This window comes from Streptomyces sp. NBC_01485, from assembly GCF_036227125.1.
Taxonomy (GTDB): Bacteria; Actinomycetota; Actinomycetes; order Streptomycetales; family Streptomycetaceae; genus Streptomyces.
Genome location: NZ_CP109435.1, coordinates 8,312,053 through 8,330,490 on the forward strand (window position 1 = coordinate 8,312,053; position 18,438 = coordinate 8,330,490).

Genomic DNA, 18,438 nt, shown 5'->3' on the forward strand with positions numbered 1-18,438 from the left:
ACCACCAGGAGCGACGCAATGACATCGACAGCTTCGACAGCTTCGACAGCTTCGACAGCTTCGACAGCATCGGCAGCATCAGCGGCGCCACCGGCGAAAGAGGTTCGCGGCAGTCACTGCCGTACCACCCTCGACCTCTTCGCCGAGTGGGCCGACGTACTCGACTTCCCGGACTACTTCGGGCACAACTGGGACGCCTTCGAGGAATGCCTGTTCACCGTGATCGAGTCGGTCGAGTCGGCTCAATCCGCCGAGTATGTCGGCCCCGTCACGGTCGTCGTCCGGGACGCCGCGCTGCTCCTCGTGGACGAGGAACCGCGGCAGCTCGCGACGTTCCTGGCGATCGTCGACACCGTGGGCAAGGAGGGCCGCTTCACGCTCAAGGCCGGTCCGGAAGCGTGAGCACCGCCTCCGCCCCGCCCTCGGGATGGTTGCGGAAGGTCAGGTCGGCGTCCAGGACACGGGCCTGGCCGACCGCGATCGTGAGGCCCAGACCGGTTCCGGCGCCCGGCGCGGTCGTACGGAAGCGCTGGGGTCCGGAGGTGTGCAGGACCGCGAAGAGGTCGGGCGGGAAGCCCTTGCCGTGGTCGCGGACGCGGACGACCGGCCCGTCGACCTCGACCTCGACCGGCGGGGCGCCGTGCCGGAGCGCGTTGGCGGCCAGGTTGGTGAGGATCCGCTCGACGCGCCGCGGGTCCGTCGTCACCACCGTGTCGGCCACCACCCGTACCTCCACTCCCTCCAGCCCGGCCACCGCCCGCCGGGCCATCGCGCTGACCTGCCGCTGCTCCGTCTCCAACGTCGCGACCTGCGCGTCCATGCGGGCCACCTCCAGCACGTCCTCGACCAGCCCGCGCAGGTTCTGCACGGCGCGCTCGACCAGGTCCGAGGCCGGGCCGGGCGGCAGCAGACCGACCGCCGCCGACATGCCGGCGACCGGTGTGCGCAGTTCGTGTGCGATGTCGGCGGTCACCCGGCGTTCGGCCTCCAGCCGGGCGCCGAGCGCGTCCGCCATGGTGTTGACGGACGCCGACAGGCGGGCGATCTCGTCCCGGCCGTCGGGCGGGACCCGGGCGTCGAGGTCGCCGTTCGCGATGCGTTCCGCGGTACGGGCCGCGGCCGTGGCCCGGCGGCCCATCCGCACCCCGAGGAACAGGCCCGCCAGGGACACCAGGACCGTGGCGGTCGCGCCCACCGCGAGCAGCGTCCGGTCCAGCGAGGCCAGCGACCGCGTCTCCCGCGCGTAGGACTGCGACAGCGCGAGCACCTCGCCGTCGGAGACCCGGCTGGCCGCCCACAGCACCGGGCGGCTGCCGCTGCGCAGGTAGGTCACACGGACACCGCTCTGCACGGACTTCGCCACCGGGCCGGGCAGGTTCGGCGGGTTGATCCGCGCCGGGGACTTGCGGGCGGCCGCGTAGTCGTATGCCGCACTCAGCAACTGCTGGTCCAACTCGGAGCGAGCCGTGGCGAGTTGGTTGGCGGCGGTGATGTGGTGGACCAGGACGCCGACCGCGGCCGCCACCGCCACGGCCGCCGCGGCGACGGCGAGGGCGACCTTCGTGCCGACGGTCACGGCCTTGGGCCGCCTCATGTGCGCAGCTTGTAGCCGAAGCCGCGCACCGTCTCGATCCGTTCCCGGCCGATCTTGGCGCGCAGCCGCTGCACATGGACGTCCACGACCCGGGTGTCGCCGGACCAGGCGTAGTCCCACACCCGCTCCAGGAGCAGATCCCGGGTGAACACCATCCCGGGCGAGGTGGTGAACTCCCGCAACAGCTTCAGCTCGGTCGTGGTCAGGGAGAGGGACTGCTCGCCCCGGCGTACGGCCAGCGTCACCGGGCAGAAGAGCAGGTCCCCGAAGCGGAGCGGAGCGGCCGTCGCGGACGGCGCGGGTGCCGCGGTCGTCGCGCTCGTCGTGGGTGTCGCGGTCGTCTCGACGGGTGCCACACGGCGCAGCAGACAGCGGATCCGGGCGACCAGCACCGGGCCGTCGAACGGCTTGGTCACGTAGTCGTCGGCGCCCGCCTCCAGGCCCATCACCACGTCCACCGGGTCGTTGCGGGCCGAGATCAGCAGCACCGGCACGCCCGACTCCTCGCGGATACGGCCGGCCAGGCTCACGCCGTTGAGCCCCGGCAGCATGATGTCGAGCACGGCCAGGTCGGGCCTGTGCTCCCGGAACATGTCGAGCCCGGTCACGCCGTCGGCCGCCGTACGGACGCGGTACCCCTGCGCCTCCAGCGTGAGCCGGGTGGCCTCGCGGATCATCTCGTCGTCCTCGACCAGCAGGATGTCGTGCATGGGCGTCCTCTTCAGATGGGCAACGTTGTCAGGGCTTCGTCGTCAGGGCTTCGGGACATGCAGGCGCACGCTGCTCACGTCCTCCGCCCAGTGGGGCGCCGCCGCGCCGACGGGGGTGACGGACGCCCGGCTGTAGTACGCCGCGTACTGGCGCTTCACCAGCCCCTCGAACACGATCGTGACCGCGTAGTCGGGGTAGTCCCCGTGGGGGCAGCCCGACCGGCAGGGCAGGTCGAGCACGCTGCCGGTGCCGGTGGCCCGGGGCGAGCCCCAGTTCTGCCACTTCACGCCCCACAGAACGGTGTGGCCGGTCAGGTCCAGCCCGTCCGGGTGCTGCCAGGCGAGGGACTTCCAGTCGAGTACGTACACCGGTCCCGACCACGGGATCCGGGACGGGGCCGGACCCTCGACCCGTATCCCGCTCCCGCCGCCCGCCGCGCCGCACCCGGTCAGGCAGGCCAGCAGACAGGCGGTGAGCGAGGCGCGGAGCGCCGAACGACGAAGTGCCATGCCCGTTTCCCCCGTGCGACGAATGATTCCGTCTGAATCGTGCATGTCGTGACATGAACCCTGGGTTAACTCGGCCCGTGATTTCCGCAACAGCAACCACGGGCCGCAATCGCGCATCAGGGATCAGAAGCCGCCCTTGAGGAACTCGTCGTCGGATGTGGTGGACGTGGTGGTGACGTTGTAGCGGTCGCCGCCCGCGTCCCGGTTGCCCTGGGCGTGGTTGTACTGGACCTTGAAGAGGTAGGTGCCGGGGTTCAGCGTGACTCCCGACTTCAGGGTGACCACGTAGTCCACCTCGCCACCGCTCGCGGCGGAGGACACCGACACCTGGTCGCCCAGGGAGGTCCAGGTGCCGGTGCTGACGACTCCGCCGGTCTGGATGATCTTGACGACCACCTTGAGGCTGCTGAGGGACTTCGTGGACTTCACGGTGATGACGCTCTGGTCCCAGTAGGCGTTGTTGTCCGCCGAGTCCACGCTGCCGTCGGACCAGAGGTAGCCGGTCGACGCCTTCTGCGGGGAGGTCGTCTGGTGCGACCCCGTGTCCGGGGTGTTGGCGGTCGTACCGCTGTCACCACCGGTCGTACCGGAACCGCCGGAGCCGGACCCTCCGCCGGACGTGCCGCCGCCGGAGCCGGGGAGCAGGGCGCCGCCGGCGGTCTTGTCCTGCTTCGTCTCGGCCGGCGCGCTCGAGTGCGCGGCGGCGCTCGGTACGCCGCTGCCGTCCGCGGCGCCCTTCTCCTTCGTGCCGGCCTTCTTCGCGGAGGCCGTGGTCGCCTTCTCGGGGCCGCTGCTCCAGTCGATCCGGGAGACGATCGCCGTGGCCCCGACGAGCACCAGGACCACGGCCACGGAGCCGCCGATGGCGTTCCAGACCCTGCGGCCGGGCAGGAACCCGCGCAACGGCGTCCGCGCCTTACGGGCGAACAGTTCGGCGAACTCGCTGTCCGAGCGGGTCGGTCGATCGGGGGTCTGCGGCATGGAGCGGGTCCTTAGGAGAGTGAGTCTCGTGGAGGCTTGGGGTTTTCAGGAGTTCGGGGCTTGCTACTTCGGGGCTCATGGGGCGCGTTCGGCGTCCTACGGGAGGTCTCCCGGTGTGAGGGTCATCAGGTCGGACTCCGAGGCTTCGGGGAGTTCGGCGACCCGGTAGGCCTGGCGTTCCGTCATCGCCTGGAACAACTGGCGGGCCGCGCGGCCGTTGCCGAAGCCGCGTTCCCGGGGGAGCGCGTCGAAGTGCGCCGCCAGCGCCTCGGCGGCGGCCGGCGTCAGCTCGTACTGGTGCTGCGCGGCCTGGAGTTCCACGATGCTGACCAGTTCGGCGGAGCCGTAGTCCTCGAAGAGCAGGGTGCGGTTGAAGCGTGAGGCCAGGCCGGGGTTGGAGCGGACGAACACCTCCATCTCCCTCGGGTATCCGGCGACGATCACCACGACGTCGTCACGGTGGTCCTCCATCAGCTTCAGCAGGGTGGCGATCGCCTCCTGGCCGAAGTCGTTGGAACCGGCGTACTGGGTGAGGGAGTAGGCCTCGTCGATGAAGAGGACACCGCCCCGGGCCTGCTGGAAGACCCGCGCGGTCTTGGGGCCGGTGTGTCCGACGTACTCGCCGACCAGCGCGGAGCGGTCGGCCTCGACCAGGTGGCCGCGCTCCAGCAGGCCGACGGCGGCCAGGATGCGGCCGTAGAGCCGGGCCACGGTGGTCTTGCCGGTGCCCGGGTTGCCGGTGAAGACCAGGTGGCGGCTGAGCGGGGGAGCCGCGAGGCCCATCTCCTCGCGGCGGCGTACCGTCCGCATCAGCTTCACCAGGGACGACACGTCGTGCTTGACGCGCTCCAGTCCCGCCAGTCCGTCGAGTTCGGCGAGCAGGTCCTCCAGGGTGTCCTCCGAGGGCGCCTCGGTCTCCCGCGCGCCGGTCCCGGCCGCCGTGTCCCCGCCGGCCGCGTTCGGCAGCGCCGCCTTGGCGCCGGTCGGCAGGGCCGGGTTCGTCACGTTCCGCGACACGCAGTCGTCGAACACCGGCCGGGCGCCCTTCTCGGCGGCCACGTCCTCCTCGGCGTCGCGCACCAGGCAGCCGCGCAGCACGGGCGCGCTGCCGGCCGACACATGGACGGCCGGGAACGCCGGACCGTCGGTGCCGGACCCGGAGAAGACGCAGTCCTCGAAGGTGCCCCTCGCCTTCTCGCCGACGAACAGGCTGTTCTTCCCGGTACGGGCCACGGTGACGGACCTGACGCGCGGTTCGGCGGCCGGGCCCAGGACCAGACCGGAGCCGGCGGTGTCGCGCACCGTGCAGTCCTCGATGCTGGGGGTCGCCCGCTCGCCGATCACCAGCCCCGCGGTACCGGTGCCGCTGATCCGGCAGTCCCGCACCACGGCCGACGTCCCGGTTCCGCAGGCGATTCCGGCGCGCTCGGCGCCGGTGACGTCGCACTCCTCCAGGACGACCGTCCCGGTGGACTCGGCGCTGATGCCCGTACGGCCCCGTACGACGGACAGACCGCGCACCCGGGCCCCGGCCGCGGCGTCGATCTGCAGGCCGGACAGTCCGCAGTCGCTGATGCGGACGCCCTCGACGGTGAGTTCGGCCCGGTCGGTGGCCCGGACGCCGTGCTCGGGTGTGGAGCCGATCCGGCAGGAGGTGAGGGACAGCCGGGAGTCGTCGCAGGCGTGCACCGCGCTGAAGCCGCAGTCCGTCACGTCGCTGGACGCCAGCCGCACCAGGGAACGGTCGCCCGCGAGCAGGCCGTTGGCGCGGCTGCCGTGCATCGAGGTGTCCTGCGCGGACAGCCGGGCGTTGCCCCGCGCCACCAGGCAGGAGCCGCGCGGCCGGTCCACCTGGCAGTCGGCCAGGACGGCCGTGCTGTCGTCCTCGGCACTCACGCCGGCGCCGGCGCCGTCCCGCAGCCGGCAGTTCAGCAGCAGGACGTCACCGGAGCCGGAGACGGCCACCCCGTCCGAGCCGGTGCGCAGCACCTGGCAGTCGGCGAGCACGACCCCGCCGTCCGCGCCGTCCGTGGCCGCCGGGCGCCCCTCGCCCGCCTCGGGGCGGGGGGAACTGCCCAGCACCCGGACGCCCTCCGCGCCCGTCTCCTCAAGGCGGCACTCCAGGGCGGTCACGGCCGCGTCGTCCTCCACCAGCAGTCCGCTGCGGCCGGGGGCGGTGATCCGGCAGTCGCGGAGCACCGCCCGGGCCCGGCCCCGCACCCGGACTCCGGAACCGGTGACATGACGCACCGTCAGCCCGGTCGCCTCGGCGGTCGTGGCCGAGCCGAGGACGACACCCGTGCCGTCGACGTCCTCGACCAGCGTGTCGGTCAACGCGGTCGGGCCGGTGGTGTTCGCGTGCACCCCGGCCAGCGCGGCACCAAAGACGCGGCAGCCGCGCATCGTCAACGACGCGTCACCGCCCGCCTCGACCCGCCCGCCGGAGACCTCGCAGCCGTCCAGTTCCAGGCCCCCGCCGGCCACCAGCACGGCGGGCAGCCCGGGGTCCTGCCCCACCAGGGCGATACCGCCGACGCGGGCGCCGGGCGCGGTGACCTCCAGGACCGGCCGGCCCGGGTCGGCCGCCAGCACCCGTACGGCCTGGTCCGGACCGTCCTCCGGCAGCAGGCACACCGCACGGTCCAGGACCAGCACCTCGACGTACTCGCCCGCGGCGATCCGGATCTCGTCACCGTCGGCGGCGGCGCGCAGGGCGGCGGTGATGCTGCGGTGGGCGCCGCGCCCCTTGGGCGCGACCCGGTGCAGGGTGGCGGTGGTGGCGGTCACGGGAGCTCCATTGTCTCGGTGAGAGCCGCGGACGGCTCGGACGCGGCCTGCGGGGCCTGCGGGGCCTGCGGGGCCTGCGGCGGTGGCGGGGTCTGCGGTGGCGGCGGTGGTGGTGTCGTCTTGGGCGGCGGCGGGAACGCGCGGCCAGGACCGGGGAGGTTGTTGCCGTTCTGGCTGTCCGCCTGCGTGATCACGAACGTGAGGTACCGGGACAGCGCGGACTCGGCCCAGTTCATCCCCAGCTCGCCGAGGCCGCCCTTGTGGAAGACGCGGGCGCCGGTGCTCAGATGCCAGACGTTCCTCGTGAGACCGGTGGTCACCCCGCCGAACAGGGAGCCCGCGGCGCCCCACCCGCCGGCCAGCAGCGCGTCCGCGCCCTGCACCTCGTTGCCGTTGACACCGAAGACGGCGGCGCTGACGGCGTTGCTGACGAAACCGCTGAGCGCGCCGGTGGCGAGGCCGACGGTGTTGGCGTACGTGGCGCCGCGCCAGCGGGTGGCCCTTTCCTGGGCGCTGAAATCGCCCGCCCAGTCCTCGGACTGGGGGGTCAGGGACTGGTTGGGGTGCCCGCCCCAGTCCGTCGTGCCCATGCTGCTCTTCAGCCAGCCCAGCCGGGTCTGGTTGTACAGCACGTTGAGCCCGCCGCTGAAGGTTCCGCCGACCGTGCCGCCGAGCAGCGCCTTGAAGACGTCGACGTCCTTGACGTTGCCGTTGTTGGTGGCGGCGGTGATCGCCAGGCTCGCGGTGAAGTCGGTCAGGAAGCCGGTGGTGAACGAGGTCAGCCCGCTGCGCAGCTCGCGCTGCCACATGGGCATCTCGACCGCCTCGCCGTTCCGGAAGGCGGTGAACGGCCCGTGCCACACGTCCTGGATCTCCCGCAGGTGGGCCATGATCTCGACGTCCGTGCCGCGGAAGGGGACCTCCCGGCCGATCAGCGACCAGCCGCCGCTGCCGGGCAGGCCGACCTCGCCGCCGACCCGGGGCAGGCCCCCGGCCAGGAACTGGGTGGCCCTGGCCGGTCCGGAGGTGCCGAAACGGCCGAACGCGTCCGTCGCCCAGACCCGTCCGTCGATGGTCCGCCACTGGACCACGTGACCGTCCTGGTACTCCACCCACTGGCCCCACTGCTTGTCGACCAGACGGTGCCGGCCCGGGACGCCGTCCACGGCGACCCGCTCGCGGAAGACCTTGCCGGCCTCGAACTCCTTCCAGACGTCCGGGTCGACACGGACCGTGGCGGGCGTCTGGAAGTGGTGGACGGACGCGTTGAGCAGATCCCGCAGCGTCGTCCTGACGGGCGTGCCGGCGGCCGGTTCGGCCGTCCGGGGGGACTCGGCGAACAGGTCCCGCAGCGTCGTCCTGGCAGGAGTGGCAGGAGTGGCAGGAGTGGCTGGAGTGGCTGGAGTGGCAGGGGTGTCGGGGGCGGCGGGGGTCGGGGCGATCGGGGTCGCCGGCGACGGCTCCGGAGCGACCGTGACCGGCTCGTACCGGTACTCCCGGACCCGGTCCTCGACCCGCCGCCGCACCACCTGATCGTCGATGAGGTCGTGCCAACGGCCGGCCGTGACGTCGTCGTAGACGCGGACGCCCTCGGAGTGGACGGTGCCGTCCGCCGCCCTCTTGGTCCACCTCCAGGTGCCGTCGTCCTGCTTCACCGCGTCGATCCAGGAGCTTCCGGTGTCGGTGGCGTTGCGCTCGCGGACGAGGTCGCCGCCGCGGTCGAAGTCCTTGAACGAGTCGTCCCAGGGCCGCGAGTAGATCGAACCGCGGCTTTGCAGGCGCTGCCCCTCGCCGATGACGGTGTCCGGGGCGCTCGGGTCGTACGCCTTCCAGGTCCACCTGGTGCGGTAGGGGTCGCCCGACGACTCCACGACCGTTCCGTCCACCAGATCGCGGCGGCCGGAGACGTGCTGCTGGGCGTTCTTGTCGACCCAGAAACCCGCGTTGTCGTCGAGGCGGAGTTCCTCGGAGGACGGAGCGGTGTGCAGGTACTCCCGGGTGCCCCTGCCCTGGCTGCGCAGTTGGAGCCGCTCGACGCCCTGGTCGTCGCGGAAGAGGTCCTGCCACCTTCCCTGGTCGTCGACGTGCCGGGTGCCGCTGCGGCCGCTCGTCGTGTCCCGCCAGTGCAGCTCGTACGAGCCGCCCTCGCGGTGCTCCGGGACCGGCGCCCAGCGCGTCGGGTCCTCCGGGCTGCGTCCGACCTCGACGACATGGCCGTTCTCCAGCGTCCGGCTCTCCCGTACGAGCCGGCCGAACCGGTCGACGTCGACCCAGTTGGCGCCGGTCGCGTTGAGCCGGACGCCGGTCGTCTCGGTGCCGTCGGCGGCGGTCTCGGTCCAGTGGCTGACCCGGTTCAGGGACTCGCCGCCGAACAGGTCGCGGAAGAAGCCCTCGAACGGGTTGCGGCCCGCCGCCCCCTTCCAGAAGAAGGCCGGCGTACGCATGTCGGAGAACCGCTTGACGAGCAGACTGCCGCCGTCCGACAGCGCCTCCAGGCGCTCGGTCTGGGCGTTCGCGTGGTAGCCGGTGTGGTCGCCGGGGTCGATCCGGCCTCCGGCGGGGGCGTGACCGGGCAGTACCGCGTGTTCCCGGTACAGCCCGGAGCCGTGCAGACCGTCGAAGGGCCAGGTCTGTCCGCGCCGTTGGGCCACCGTCTCCATCCCGGTGGCCGGATCACGGTAGGTGTCCTGGAAGGCGACGTGGTTCCAGCTCCAGTGCCGGTCGCCGGAGAGCGCCTCGCCGCCGTCCTTGTCGAAGCGCTGCCACGTCCAGTGGCCGTCCGCCCCCTTCTCGGCCCGGACGAGACCACCGTCGACGGCCTTCGTGTACGTCCGTACGTCGACGGTGTTGAGGACCCGCCAGGAACCGGACGGCACGTCGTGCATCGTGCGGTTGTCGACGTCCCCGATCCGCTCGCCGTGCCGGAACCGGTTGCCGGCGTCGTCGAACTCCGTCCACCGGGCGTGGCCGGAGCGGTGCAGGTCGACGTGCAGGACGTTGCCGTTCCTGAGCACCTCGCGCTCGAAGAGCGTCACCTTGCCGGGGCTCGTGCCGGTCAGCCTGAACTGGCCGGTGCCGGACCGCTCCACCGTGGCGGTGTCGTAGCGGCCGGTGAACGCGGTGCCGTCGGTGTCGGTGCGGACGGCCCTGCCGGTCACGTGGTCGATGTTCCAGTACTCGCCGGTGGGCCCGCCGCTCCTGCCGCGGACGGCGACGGTCTCCGCCAGCAGGGTGGTGCCGTCGCTGTCGAAGAGGGTCCGCTCCAGCGGCTGGGCGGCGTCCGACGTGGGGATCAGGGCGAGCCGGCCGTCGTCGAGCCGCTCCGCGCGCAGTGCCGCGGACGGACGGCCCGCCGTGTCGAGCACCTGGGGCACGCCGTCGGGCGCGCCGGCGTCGAAGCGGAAGGTGCCCCGGTCGCCGGGGAGTCCGACGTCCCGCAGCGCGGCCGTGCCCTCGGGACCGTAGTGCCACCGGGTGAGACCGGACGCGTCGGTGACGGTGAAGCCGCCGCGCAGTTCCGCCGGGGCGCCCGGGGCGAGGCCCGCGAGGGTGTGGGAGCCGTCGGCCGGGCGGGCGCCCACGAACGCGAAGGAGTCGGGGGTCCAGTGCCCGCCCTCGGTCGTGCGGCCGGTGATCCCCAGCCGCAGCCGGTCGACGTCGCCGGGCCCGCCCCTGAGGAACACCTCCTGGTAGAGGCGCTCGCGGTGCGGGCCGAAGCCCATGGCCAGGTCCGTCGCCGCGTGGGTGACGGTGTACTGGCTGCCGCCGGGCCCGCCGTGCGGGGTCGGCGTGACGGTGAAGTCGCCGACGGTGCGGCCCCCGCCTGCCTGGAGATCCTCGAGGCGGACGGCGAGCGGCAGGTTCTGGTACTCCCGCAGCGCGGTGGCTGCGCCCTGCCGGAGGTTCTGGTGCGCCTGGACGGTCATCTGACGGAGCTGGTCGTGCAGGAGGTCCGGGCTCAGGCCGAACCTGTTGAGCGAGTCGGTGGCCGCGTCGGCGAGTCGCTGGACGCGGGGGAGGTCGAGGGTCTGGAAGACCTGGGAGTCGGGCGCGACGCGCAGGAAGTCCATGGCTCCCGAGATGTCCGACAGTTCGGCGGCCGTGCCCTCGATCGGCGCGCGCAGGCCCGCCGACTCGTCGAGCGTGATGTCGAAGATCCGCGCCATCTCGTCGGGGCCGTCGTGCCCGACGCCGCCGAGGATGCCGAGGTCGCCGGGGTCGTCCAGCCGGATCGGCGGGGCGTCAGGGGCGTTCTCGGTGAAGCGGAGGAATCCGTCGCCGTCGGGCGCCGGGACGTCACGGAAGGCGAGCTGCCCGTCGGCGCCGAAGTGGAACCGGCTGCCGGTCACCCTGTCGACGGCGGTGAAGCCGCCCGGCAGCCGGCCGGCCGGCCCGGCGTCCAGCGGTGCGACCCGGAAGCCGCTGGTCGCGCCGGACGGGCCGATCAGCTCGAAGACCCGGGTGGTCGACGTGCCCGCGGCGTCCGAGGTGAACGTCGTCCCCACCCGCAACCCGGCCAGCCCGCCCAGCCGTTCGCCCGCCAACGGCGTCTGCTGGTACGTCAGCTTCCCGGCGGCGTCGAACCGCCACGCCACCGGAGTCTCGCCCGCTCCGGGCAGCCGTACGGTGAAGCCGGCCGGCCCGCCCGAAGCGTCCCGGACCGCTTCCACCATCGCGTCGCCCGGCGGCCTCGCGGGCCCGTCCCACCCGGTCACCCGGGGCAGTGCGTCGGCGCCGGAAGCGTCGAAGCGCAGGGCCAGCTCCGTTCCCGGCAGCCGTACGTCGCGCAGCTCCGGCCGCCCGGCCACGTCGAGGTGCCAGCGTGTGTCCCCCGTGGGTGTGGTCACGGTGAACCCGCCGCCGTCCCGGGGCCCCACGGTGAACCCGCTGTCGACCGGCAGTCCGCGGTGGTCGATGAGTTCCAGGTCCCTGGACGCGTGCAGCGTCTCCGAGGCCGGAGCCTCGCTGATCCGCACCCGCATCCCGTCCAGCCCCGGCCCGGCCAGGGCGATGTCCGTGACGGTCCCCTCGGGGATCGCGTCCAACGGGAACCGCTGGGCGAGATGCCTCCCCGGCACGGCGTTCTCGGGAATGCCGGTCAGCGGGAACCGCTGAGCCAGGGGGACCGCCAAATCCTCCTCCACGCGGCGTACCAGCTCGGTCATCCAGTCGATGCCGTAGTGCGCGTCCTTGTCCCACGCGGTCTCGTTCGCCCACGGGGTGAACCCCGGATTGTCCTTCCACGCCCTGGGCGCGCCATGGGTATCGAGCTGGTAGGCGCCCTTGACGAACCGGGCGTGCACACCGCCCGGGAACGAGACCTCGTGCTCGTCCCAGTGGATGTTTCCGGGCTTGTCGCGCATGGTCTGGTAGGTGCCGTCGAGGGTCTTGTTGACGTCGATCCCGCCGGGGGCGTGGATTTCGTACTTGTACCGGCTTCCCCAGGAGAGGTCGAAGTCGTACGTGGTGCTCACGAAGGCCGCGTCGTCGTTCGTCACCACGAACTTGGGGAGGTCGACCGAGCTGACGTCCTTCGGCTGGAAGCCCTCCTTGAAGATCACCGCCGGGCCTCTGTCGTCGTACCGCCACAGCAGTTCGGTGCCGCGCCGCCACGCCGGGGCGTCCGGGACCATCCGGTTCAGGTCCACCGCGGGGTTCGCCGCCGCTTCGAGCCGGCCCGGACCGCGGCTCGCGTAGAGCACCCGGTCGGCCTCTCCCACCAACTGGAACTCGCCGTTGGGCTCGGGCTTGAACACCGCGGTGTCGAGCCGGCCGGTCAGCGGCCGGCCCGTGTCGTCCAGCCGTACGGCCGTCTCCGTCAGGTGGTCGATCTTCCAGTAGGGGCCCATGAGGTCGCCGCGCTCGCCGAACGCGGCGACGGTCCGCTCCACCAGACTGCCGGTGCCGGTGTCGAAGACCATCTGCTCCAGCCGCCGGTTCGGGAGCCCGTCGGCCGGTACGAGCGTCACGCGCCCGCCGTCCACGGACCGGGGCACCAGGCGTGTGGCCGTCCCGTCACGTGTGGTGTGGGCGAAGGCCGCTCCGGTCTCCGGGTCGAACCGCACGACCCCCCAGTTCCCGTCGAGCCGCAGCTCCCGCATGGTCATGGCGCCGTCGGGGCCGAAGTGGAAACGTCCACCGGTGACGTCGTCGGCGATGACGAAGCCGCCGGCCCGGTCCGAGGACGTGGTGAGGGTGAAGCGGGCGGTCGCCTCGGGGGAGCCGGTGAGGTGGTACGCGTCGGTGAGCCGCCCGTCGTCGGCGGCGGGGGTACGGACATGGGTGACCCGCAGCCCGGACAGTTCGGCGGGCGTGAGACCGCCCGGCGTCGCGTCCCCGAGGACGCGGCCCAGGTCCAGCCGCCCGAAGGCGGCGGTACGGAAGTCCGTGGCCTCGGCGAGCGTGCGGTCGAAGATGTCCGTCGCCGTGGCGGCGGCCTCGTCCAGGACGCCGTTCTCGGGGATGGCGCCCAGCGGGAACCGCTCGGTCACGCCGCCGAATTCGCCCGCCTCGCCAGGCCCGCCCAGCTCGTCCAGTCGGAGGGGCGGGGTGCCGGGGGCGGCGCCTTCGGTGACGCGGGCGAGGCCGGAGCCGTCCTGGGCGGGCAGGTCGCGGAAGGCGAGACGGCCGTTCAGGTCGAAGTGGAAGCGGCTGCCGGTGACCGTGTCGGACAGGGTGAAACCGCCGGGCAGCCGGTCGGCGAGCGTGCCTTCCACCGGGGTGAGCCGGAACGAGCCGCGTGGTCCGGCGGGACCGATCAGTTGGACGGCGGTCCGCGGTGCCCCGTCCGGACCGGAACCCACCGTCACGCCGATCCGCAGTCCGTCCGGCAGCCCGTCACCCGTGAGGGCCGTCTCACGGCCGAGGAAGCGGCCGTCGGGACCGAGCGTGAACCGGGTGTTCCCGGTCGGGTCGGTGACGGCGATCCGGCCGCCGTCGTCCAGCACCTCGACCGTGAACTCCGACGCGCGTCCCGGCCCGCCGCCCGCCGTGGCGACGTCGACGAGCTCCAGCCGGATCGAGTCCGGCGCCGTACCGGCGTCGGGCAGGCGGGTCACCCGCAGCTCCAGACCCGCCAACTCGTCCGAGCCGGACAGGGGTATCCGGGTCGGGTCGCCCAACGCCCGCCGGTACTCGTCCAGCACCTGCCGGTGCTCGTCGAGAGTCGCCCGGAGGGCCGACTCGCCGAGGTCCGGAAGACCGTCGAGGTCCGGCGCGGACGTGACCACCTCGTCGACGCGGACCTGTGACGGCATGCCGACCTGCGGGAGGGAGACCGGACCGGCATCACCGAGGCGCGCGGGCAGGCCGTCCGGCCCGAACCCGGTGACGACGCCGTCGGGCGCGGTGACGGTGAATCCGCCGTCGACCCTGTCCACCCTGACCTCCGGGACGATCCCGGTGTCCGCCCTGAGGACCCAGTTGAGCTCCGTACCGGGCTCGAACGTGATCCACTGCCCGGTCGGCCGCCCCAGCTCGTCCGCCAGCCGCAGCTCACCGGGGCGCAGATCCAGCGGCACCGCGGAGTCGGGGGCGGTGCGCCATTCGACGAGGACGGGGAGGACGTCGGCGTCCGTCTTGACCGTGTCCACCAGGCGGAGGTTCGCGGCGGCCTCGTCCAGGGCAGGGGTGGACGGTGTCGTCGTGGGGTGCGGGCCGTCGAGGTACTTCTCGGGGATGACGCCCTTGATCAGCCACTCCTGGTCCCGCCTGGTGTTCAGCAGGACACGGACGTCCTGGGCGAACGTGGTGCTCATGTCCGCGCCGCCCCGGCCCGCGAACTTGACGTCGTTCTGCTTGAGGAAGGCGATGGCGTCCTGGGTGGTGCTGTCCGCCTTGAGCGAATCGAAGTCGAGGCGCTTTCCGAACTTCCAGTCGAGCTGTTCGCGGATCAGTTGCTGGAGGTTGTGCGCCGGAAGTATCCCGACGTTCTGCAGCTTTCCGGCCTTGATGTCCGCGCCCAGCCTGTGGACGTCCAGGGTGAACTGGAACTTGCCGTACACCTTGTGATCGCCGTTCGCGACGGCGAAGGACGTGAACGGGCTCTCGCTCTTCAGCTGCACGTTTCCGGCGCCCCGCACATGTTGGAACGCGGTGGTGTTCCCCTCCGGATTGGCCGGAATCATGCCGATGTCGGAGGCGAAGTGCGACTTCCTCAGGCCCTTGTCCACGTCGATGATCTGAACGAACGGGTTGTCGTCCTGCCGGACGAGGGTGACCTGCCGCAGTTCGTCGAGCTCGAACCGGTTGACGAAGAAACCGTCCCCCTGGGGCGCCAGATTCAGGGTCTCCAGGGGCCGGCCGCCCGATCCGGAGGCCCGGCCCGCGGCTTCCAGTGCGTCCGGGGGCACCGCGAGCGGTGTCGTCGGCGTGGCCGGTACGAACTTCAGGGAGTCGGCGGTCGGGTAGGGCCCGGTCAGATACCGCTTCGGAATGTCCCCCTGCACCAGCCAGGTGCCGTCGCGGCGCACTTGCAGCAGCGCCTTGATGTCCGGGGTGACCTTGGTGGCGATTCCCTTGGTGATCTTGTTGTCGACGGTGAGGAAATTCTGGATCTCCTTGTTGCTGGTCATGTGGTTGAAATTCGGCGGGACGGTCAGTTGGGCGTTTTCGACCTTGAGTCGGATCTCGTTCAGGATTTCATGCTGCAATTGCGTGTTGGAGAGGATCCGTACGTCCTTGACGTTTTCGAGGCCGGCCCTTATGTCATTGCCGAGGGCGACCACATCGAGTCCGACCTCGCTGCCTCCGTAGGGCTTGGCGATGGTGCCGGGCGGCGAGAACGCGGTGAACGGACTGTTCTCCTTCAGCGTCTTGGCGTTGACCGTGGTCACCGCCTGGAGCGGTGAGATGGTTCCGTCGACCTTGACCGGGACGAGGCCGTCCTCGGTCAGCCGCGTCTTCATGCCGGACTTGAGGCTCGCCGCCGTGAAGTCCATGTCCTGCCGCACCAGCCAGTGGACCTGGGGGATCACAGGAGCCGTGGGAGTCGTGGGAATCGAGGGAGCCACGGGAGTCGAGGGGCCCGCCAGCGACTCCGGACGGACCGGGGCGTCGACGAGGAGGGTCCGGCCGTCCGCGCCGAGCGTGGTGCGGACGCCGTCGGGGGCGGTCACGGTGAACATGCCGTCGGCCATGTCCACCTTGACGTGCGGGACGATCCCGGTGTCCGTCCTGAGGACCCACGTGAGGTTCGCTCCGGACTCCATCGTGATCCACTGACCGGTGGGCTGCCCCAGGTCGTCCAGCAGCCTCAGTTCACCGGTCGGCATGCTCGCCGCCGGACCGTCCAGGCGGGCCATCATCACGGTGATGTCCTGGTGGACCGTGTCCAGGCTCATCCCGAGCCTGCCGAAGTCGATCCTGGCCTGACCGACCTTCACTTCCGCGGCGCTCAGATCGAGTTCGGCCTGCGCGCGGCTCAGCGGGGGCAGGTCGGGCTGCTCGGCGAACCGGGTGAGGTTGCGGCCGGCCGAGTCCAGCTCGACTCCGGCCTGCTGCGCGCGCAGCCAGGCCTGGAAGCGGTCCGTGGCGGTCTTGCCGACCGCCCCGCCCGTGACGATCTCCCGCAGGGTCAGGGCCGGCCCACCGGCCTGCGTCATGACCGGCTTGACGGGGAGTTCGGTCCGGACCGGGCCCAGTCCGAGCAGCTCACGCGCGTCGCCCAGGCCGTCGGTGCTGTCCGGAAGCAGGCGCGCGAGGTCGTCCAGCTTGACGCCCAGCCGGGCCGGCGAGTCCGGTCCGGTCAGCGTTCCCAGGAACCTGGGCGCCCCGGCACCGACCTCCTCGGGGGTCAGGACACGGATCGTCACCGCGTCCCCGAACCCGACGTGGAGGTCCACCGGGTCGGTCTTCCCGACGCGCAGGACCACCCCGTCCGGTGTGATGTTCACGAGGTCGATCTCTCCGTCGAACACCTTGCCCAACTGTTCCTCGGTCAGTCCGCCGAGCTTCCCGTCGATGCTCAGGGAGGCCAGGTCCGGCACGTCGTCGAGGGGCTTCAGCAGGCCGGTCCCGGTGCGCTCCAGGCCCGCGAGGGCGTCCAGGTCCTGAAGCCGGGCGACCGCGTTCGGCGGCCGCTCCAGCAGCACGCTCCGGGGCGGCCCCGGAACGGTCGGCGCGCCGAACGCGTCGAGGTCGTCGAAGGCGTCGGACAGGGTGCGGAGCTGCGGAGACACGGGTCCGCCGGCCCGCACGCCGAGCGCGTCGAGGGAGTCGGGCGCGTCGGAACCCGTCCTGCCGAAGGGAGTGCCGAAGCGGGAGCCGCTCGCGTCGAGGCCGTTGAGGACGCCAGGCTCCACCAGGTCGTCGAGGCTGCCCGGGGCCCGGCCGGGCGCGGTGCCCGGACGGCCCAGGGAGCTGAAGCCCGGCGTACGCGGCAGCGTGACCGGTGCGACCGCGCTCTCGCGGAGGGTGTCCAGCGCGTCGCCCCAGGCCGGGGTGCCGGGAACGACCAGCGTGCGGGCGCTCGTGTCGCCGAACGGCCTGCCGGATCCGGGCGTGAGCGGGCTCTTGGTGGTGAGGCCGGTGACGTCGGCGCCGAGCCTGCCCGCCCCGGTGACCCGTGTGCTGACCGGCGACCCCCTGAGCAGGCCGCGCTCGAGGATGCCCGCGCGCCAGGCACCCCGGAAGCCGAGGCCGGCCAGCTCCGAGTACTTGAGCGGCAGGACCGCGGACACCGCCAGGTCGAAGAGGCGGCCCGTGTTGATGACCGAGTAGACGCCCAGCCGCTGGGCCATGCTGCCGCCGACGAACGCGGTGGACATGAAGAAGTCGCGGCGCAGCGCGAACCGGCCCTGCTGCCAGACCCCCTTCAGGAACCCGGGACCTGACCTCAGCAGCCCCGCCGCCATCCGGGTCGTCCGGGAGGCGAGGCCGGGAACGCGCGACATCGCGCCGAGGCCCCAGTCGCCCAGGCTGCCCATCCGCGCGGACCACTTGAGCAGGTTCGCGCCCGTCATGGTGAACAGGGACCGGGGCGAGGTCAGCAGCCGGCCGCCCCGGAGCAGCATGCGCGAGGTGGAGGAGAGGCCCGCCGACAGTCCGCCGAGCGCGAGTCTCGACGCGCCCTTCGCCAGTTGCAGCCCCCTGGTGAGGGTCATCAGGCCCTTGGTCGACGGGAAGAGGATGCCCACCAGGGCCAGGCCCAGGCCGAGGGCGTTCGTCTTGCCCATCGCGTAGTCGGCCACGGCCTTCAGGAAGAGAACCGCGCCCAGACCGAAGGCGACCAGGCCCACGGGTCCCGTGAAGATGACGGCGGCGAACGCCAGCACCATCGTGAGGATCTCGAGGGCCTGCCAGAACTTCTCGACGAACTTCTTCCAGAAGCTCTTCTTGGGGGGCTTGACGGGCCGGGACACCAGCTCGGCCGCGGCCCGCAGGGCGTCCTCGAGGACCTTCCCCGCGGCGGTCATCGCGTCGACCTCGGCCGACACGTCGTTGCGGGCGGCGGTCAGCTCCGCGGGGGGCGGGGCGTTCTTCCCCACGACGCCGGCCGGCGGCACCTCGACCTGCCCGGCCCGGTTCGCGGCGTCCTCGGCCCTGCCCCGGGAGTTTCGCAGGGCGTTCGCATACCGCGTCACGGCCCAGCTCGCGTCCTCGAAGGAGGTGGTGACGTTCGCGGTGAAGGTCTTGAGCTCGGTCTTGATGTAGGTGCGCAGCGCGTCCGCGGTCCGACCCTCGAAGCCGCCGTCCTCCGACGTGCGCAGCATGGCGTCGAGCCCCGCGTCGACATCACTGGCCAGGTCCCGGAGCTCGCCGAGGTCCCTGGCGATGCCGTCGAGGAAATCAGGGTTTCCCGAAACCGGATTTCCGTTGTGACCGACTTTTGTCCAGTCGTCGGGGGTGGCCACAGGG

At 72.2% G+C, this 18,438-nt stretch carries 7 protein-coding genes; 1 reads left to right on the forward strand and 6 read right to left on the reverse strand.

All coding sequences use genetic code 11. The annotated features are described in order from the left end of the window. Positions 1-18: 18 nt before the first annotated feature. Positions 19-402 (forward strand): barstar family protein, encoded by a 384-nt coding sequence (locus tag OG352_RS36445; protein ID WP_329222782.1) that lies wholly within the window; start codon positions 19-21, stop codon positions 400-402. Here OG352_RS36445 and OG352_RS36450 read toward each other — a convergent pair. The 6 genes from OG352_RS36450 to OG352_RS36475 form a co-directional block, all read right to left on the reverse strand. After that, positions 380-1,594 carry a HAMP domain-containing sensor histidine kinase gene (locus OG352_RS36450; protein ID WP_329222784.1) on the reverse strand — a complete coding sequence of 405 codons (1,215 nt, stop codon included), beginning with the start codon at positions 1,592-1,594 and terminating at the stop codon, positions 380-382. The genes OG352_RS36445 and OG352_RS36450 overlap by 23 nt on opposite strands. Then, positions 1,591-2,304, reverse strand: a complete 714-nt coding sequence (gene cseB / locus OG352_RS36455; RefSeq protein ID WP_329222785.1) for a two-component system response regulator CseB — start codon at positions 2,302-2,304, stop codon at positions 1,591-1,593. The genes OG352_RS36450 and cseB overlap by 4 nt, the downstream gene beginning before the upstream one ends. A gap of 42 nt (positions 2,305-2,346) precedes the next feature. Next, the gene (locus tag OG352_RS36460; protein ID WP_329222786.1) at positions 2,347-2,814 is read right to left on the reverse strand and encodes a hypothetical protein; all 468 of its coding nucleotides are present in this window, start codon (positions 2,812-2,814) and stop codon (positions 2,347-2,349) included. A 123-nt stretch (positions 2,815-2,937) separates the two neighbouring features. Beyond that, entirely contained in the window at positions 2,938-3,795 is an 858-nt protein-coding gene (locus tag OG352_RS36465; RefSeq protein WP_329222787.1) for a hypothetical protein, read from the reverse strand. A gap of 96 nt (positions 3,796-3,891) precedes the next feature. Next, positions 3,892-6,582: a right-handed parallel beta-helix repeat-containing protein gene (locus OG352_RS36470; RefSeq protein ID WP_329222788.1), complete on the reverse strand. Its 2,691-nt coding sequence runs from the start codon at positions 6,580-6,582 to the stop codon at positions 3,892-3,894. Then, a complete protein-coding gene (locus OG352_RS36475; protein ID WP_329222789.1) occupies positions 6,579-18,434 on the reverse strand; it encodes a scabin-related ADP-ribosyltransferase in 11,856 nt (3,951 codons plus the stop codon). Before OG352_RS36475 ends, OG352_RS36470 begins: the two co-directional genes overlap by 4 nt. Positions 18,435-18,438 lie beyond the last annotated feature (4 nt).